Consider the following 4535-nt stretch of genomic DNA (forward strand, 5'->3'; position numbering starts at 1 on the left):
CATGTCAGCGTTATGGTTGATTAGGGCAATTCTCATGCGCTCGGCATGATCTTCGGAAGCGCAGAACACAATGGTTTTCTGCATCCTGTCGGTGCTTTTCAGATATTCGGTGATCTCCCTTGCAACCTCGTCAATACGGTCTTGGAGAATGATACTGTAATCGTAGTCCCTGTTGTTATAAATACGGTCTTCAATCTCGTTGCCGTAGATGTCGGTTTGACCTTTGTACGGTCTCCATCCGTCACCGATATTGGTTGTGATATTGATAACCTTGAACGGAGCAAGGAAGCCGTCTTCAATACCTTGCTTCAAGCTATAGATGTAAACAGGGTCTCCAAAATAATCTATGTTCGATACTTTCTCGCTCTCCTTGGGTGTTGCTGTCATACCGATTTGGGTCGCAGAAGAAAAATACTCCAGAACTTTACGCCAGTTGCTGTCTTCCTTGGCACTTCCACGGTGACACTCATCCACAATAATGAGGTCAAAATATTCGGCAGGAATTTGTCTAAAGTGTTCCTCATCGTTCTGTCCGACCATCTGGTGATAGAGGGCAAAGTTTACTTCATGGGATGCAATCTTGCTCAGACATTCCTTGTCGGAGAAGTCCACTTTGTAAATGGTCTTTTCAAGCGGTGCAAAGTCCTGCAAAATACTCTGGTCAACAAGAATATTTCTGTCAGCCAGATACAGGATTCTCTTTTTGAGGTCAGAACGGAGCAGGCGATAGACAATCTGGAAAGCAGTATATGTTTTGCCTGTACCCGTTGCCATGACAAGTAGTAATCTCTGCTGTCCTCTGGCGATGGCTTCAACAGTTCTATTAACTGCGTTTCTCTGATAGTAGCGTGGAGGATATGTACTTTGAGAAGAATAATACGGCTGCGAGACAATTTTCTTTTCCGTATCGGAAATACCCTTGCCATCATTCAACTCAGCGTAATATCTCGCCACAAGCTCCTCCTGTGTCGGGAACTTATCTAAAGCAATCTGCTGTTCCTGTCCGGTCAGGAAGTCATGCTCATAGAAAGCATCTCCGTTTGAGGAATAAGCAAACGGCAAGTCCATCATCTGAGCGTAGGTCATCGCTTGCTGTAAGCCGTGGGATACAGAATGGTTGTTGTCTTTCGCTTCAACAACAACAATAGGCTTTCCGTCGTTGAGGTAAAGCATATAATCGGCAAACTTAGGCTTACTGCGAGCCACAATAATTTCCCCTGATGTTGATTCGACCATCTGTGATCTTGGTCTCCATCGTAATGTGACCTTTCCAACCCTTGAGGATGACCGGAGTAATATAATTCAATTTGATGTCTTCTTCTGACATCTGTTTCTTGCCCAATATAGTCATATCGAATCCTCCTAATCAAATTTCCGGTGTTGGTTAGTCACGGACAGTTTCAAGAATATCTTCAATCCGACAATCCATTACCTCGCAGATACGAAGAAGAACATCCGTGGTAATGTTGTCCCCCTTGCCGAGCTTCGCAAGGGAAGCAGAACTGATGCCAGCCATTTCTTTCAAATCGCTCTTTTTCATATTTTTGTCAATAAGCATCTTCCAGAGTTTATTATAGCTGATACGCATAATGGAAGTCCTCCTTGTACTAAATCACCCAGTTTTCTTTATTATGGCACAAAAATGTGAAAATTTCTACCTGTTTTGCAAATTTTATATTTGCAAACGCAAATTAATCTTTGCGATTTAGAATATCTAATCTGTTTTACAACTTGAACGGAAGTTAAAAAGGGACTTATGCCCGATTTGAGCCCAAGTCCCCACTTGGTATATTCAATTATTCTTCCATGACCGCTAACATCATTCTTGCTCCAAGCTTAAAGCTGTTTTAGAATATCAAGCAATCCGTGATGGTTTGATATTCTCGCACGCAGTCGGCGTATTTATCGAACAACTCTTTCTGATCGTCTGTCATGGTGGCTTTGAGCTTTTCTTCATTTCTACAAATCAGCTCCAGTAGCTTTTTGTACTCCTTGCAAGAAGATGCATCGTACTCGGTAGGCTCGATATTGCCATACCAAAATTCTTCAAGGATTCTCATATTGCATCCTCCTCATAGATCATTTCACGGAAGATGATTTCCTCTGCTCGGTTGCGGATGCTATTCATAGTTCCTATCCATGCCATCTGATCGTGCTGCTTCATGCTTTCTGTCACGCCCTCAGCTGCTTTCATTTGCTCGATGATAAGTTCAAGGCGGCTCTGTGCCTGCTCGTTCAGATCAGCCAGATACGTCCACAGCTCACCACTAAGGCAAAGATCGTTAAACAGGATAGGGTTATGCTTCTTGATATAATCTCTGTGCATCCGTCCCCACCGCCCAATGGGTCTGTTTTCCTCCGGTAGGCGAATATCGGGAATATAGTAATCACCACAACGGGTATAGTTCAGTTCCTGCATCATATGTACCTCCACAAAAGCGTTTTTACGGGTAAAAAAGAAGCGATACTCGGTTATCAAACCAAGTATCGCTAACTTTTGTTTAGCCAACCCCGTCTGACAGATGCCGTAAAATAGTTAAATTTGGGGTTTAACTGTTTTACGAGCACCCGCCAATCCCTCCGGGAAGCGCTTTTTCCATATTTATCTTACTGTCCGGACGGCCCGCCCGTGTTTCCCTGGGGCAGGGTCATGTCCGCCGGAGACGACGGGGCGGCCTGGGAAGGCTCGTTCCCCCTGGTGGGCGATACGATGATCACCGACGTGTTGTTTTCCGTGCTCTGGACCGTGGCCTCGCCAGCCGGTCCTCCTCCCGCCGGGGAAGAGGGCTGTGAAGGCTCGCGGCCTGCCGTGGTGGCCTCGGTCACAGACTCACTTTCAAAGCCCGGACCATAATTTTCACTGGGCCTTGTGACATCCAGAGGACTCTGGGGACGGCTGGACTCCTCCGGAAGGCTGCCGGTGGATTCATGGGCCGGACCCGACGGACGCACCGGATTTCCTTCGCTGTCCGTGGCCTGGCTCTCCCAGCCTCCGGCGTGCATACCAGACTCACCGGAGGAGCCGGATTCACCCTCAGAGGACTCCAGCGTCTCTCCTTCAGAGGTCTCTCCCTCGGAGCCTGAGCTGCTTTCTGCGCTCTCATCTGCGGTGCTGCTCTCTGCGCTTTCCGTCTCGGGAGCCGCCGTGGTGGTGGGCTTGGGAACGTATCCCTTATCTGTGGCCACGTGGCCGATCTCCTCGCCTGCCTTATGAAGGCCGCTGACATCGGAGATCTTCTTACTGATGGTCTGGACCGTACTGGAGGGCGTATAGTCCTCCTCGCCGAATAAGAAGCTGTGGAGGCTGGTCACGTTGCTCACCAGAGTCTGGGGGATCACGCAGGCCAGACGGTTCTTTCCGATCTTCACCCGCTCCTCTCCCCTGGCCGCCGGGAAGCCCATGGTCTCGCCCAGGTGGTATTTGGTCACATTCTTCACCATGGCGAGAACGTCATTGGTCTCAATATTCGTCTCGCACATGGCCGCCATGTTGCCCACAAGGCTGTTTAAGGTAGCCAGATCGGACTTTACAGCCTTCTCGAAGGCCTTCTGGATCACCAGGCGCTGACGCTCTGTACGGGCGTAGTCGCTGTCCATGAGACGGAGACGGCCGTAGGCCACGGCCTGAACGCCGTCCATATGACACATACCCGGCTTCTTGATCTGTACGGAACCAATACCGGTGCCCTTTACAGTCTCTGTAATGAAGGCGTTGATATAGTAGTGCTCGGCCTTGCTGATCTCAATGTCCACGCCGCCCAGGATATTGATCCCTGTGGCCACGGCCTTCCAGTTAAAGGTCACATACTGGGTGATATTCAGATCCAGATTCTTATTGATGGCCTTGATGGCCTGCTGGGGGCCGCCCTCGGCGTAGGCCGCGTTGATCTTATTATATACGTTCCTGTCGTTGATGTTCAGATACGTATCTCTGTATACGGACACCAGCTTGATCTCTCCGGTCTTCCGGTCAATGTTGGCGATCATGATCACATCCGACTGGTTTCCCTTACCGGTGGAATTGTCCCTGGAATCCACGCCGAAGATGGCGATGGTCCAGAAGCCCTCTTCCATCTTGTCCCTGGTCTCCTGGGAAAGCTCCAGGTTTGTCACATCCGACTTATCGAAGTCGCTCTTGTTGGCGATGTCCATATGGTGGTCCAGATAGGCGTAGGCCGCGCCCAGGATCACGGCGACCAGCGCCAGGATCCCCACAAGGACCCCGATGATGATCTTTTTCTTCTGGGAATTTTTCCGCCGCCTGTGGCTGTTATGGCCGTGGCTTCCGTGGCTGCTGTGGCCCGGTCCTGCAGAGGCCGCCCGGCTCCTGCTGGCCCGGCTTCCCGGCTCCGCAGTGGCGCTCCAGAGATCCGCAGAGCTTCCTCTGGACTCCCTTTCATGTACCGTGCTTTCACGCCTCCGGCTCTTTCTTGCCCGGGAGCGCTCTAATTCGTCTTCATAATTCATTTTTCTGTCCTCGTTTAATATGCGTTTTTATTGATAAATCCCTTAAATACCGTTAAAAACATGATCTT

4 protein-coding genes and 1 pseudogene are annotated in these 4535 nt (G+C 49.6%); all 5 read right to left on the reverse strand.

What is annotated here, in order from left to right:
- Window positions 1-1351 (reverse strand): annotated as a pseudogene (hsdR, locus tag ACML7B_RS08265) (EcoAI/FtnUII family type I restriction enzme subunit R); the annotation flags it as partial.
- Between the two features lie 33 nt (window positions 1352-1384).
- On the reverse strand, window positions 1385-1588 hold the full coding sequence (locus ACML7B_RS08270) for a helix-turn-helix domain-containing protein (protein ID WP_262427358.1): 204 nt from the start codon (window positions 1586-1588) through the stop codon (window positions 1385-1387).
- Between the two features lie 259 nt (window positions 1589-1847).
- Entirely contained in the window at window positions 1848-2060 is a 213-nt protein-coding gene (locus ACML7B_RS08275; RefSeq protein ID WP_262427357.1) for a DUF6809 family protein, read from the reverse strand.
- Window positions 2057-2422, reverse strand: a complete 366-nt coding sequence (locus ACML7B_RS08280) for a TnpV protein (RefSeq protein WP_262427356.1) — start codon at window positions 2420-2422, stop codon at window positions 2057-2059. The genes ACML7B_RS08275 and ACML7B_RS08280 overlap by 4 nt, the downstream gene beginning before the upstream one ends.
- Window positions 2423-2607: 185 nt before the next feature.
- Window positions 2608-4467, reverse strand: a complete 1860-nt coding sequence (locus ACML7B_RS08285) for an LCP family protein (protein ID WP_262427355.1) — start codon at window positions 4465-4467, stop codon at window positions 2608-2610.
- Window positions 4468-4535 lie beyond the last annotated feature (68 nt).

Origin of the sequence: Massilistercora timonensis (assembly GCF_048354975.1) — a bacterium.
Taxonomy (GTDB): Bacteria; Bacillota; Clostridia; order Lachnospirales; family Lachnospiraceae; genus Massilistercora; species Massilistercora timonensis.

Coding starts and splice junctions, on each gene's coding strand:
- ACML7B_RS08285 (WP_262427355.1), bottom strand. CDS start 4,467: ATGAATTATGAAGACGAATTAGAGCGCTCCCGGGCAAGAAAGAGCCGG.
- ACML7B_RS08280 (WP_262427356.1), bottom strand. CDS start 2,422: ATGATGCAGGAACTGAACTATACCCGTTGTGGTGATTACTATATTCCC.
- ACML7B_RS08270 (WP_262427358.1), bottom strand. CDS start 1,588: ATGCGTATCAGCTATAATAAACTCTGGAAGATGCTTATTGACAAAAAT.
- ACML7B_RS08275 (WP_262427357.1), bottom strand. CDS start 2,060: ATGAGAATCCTTGAAGAATTTTGGTATGGCAATATCGAGCCTACCGAG.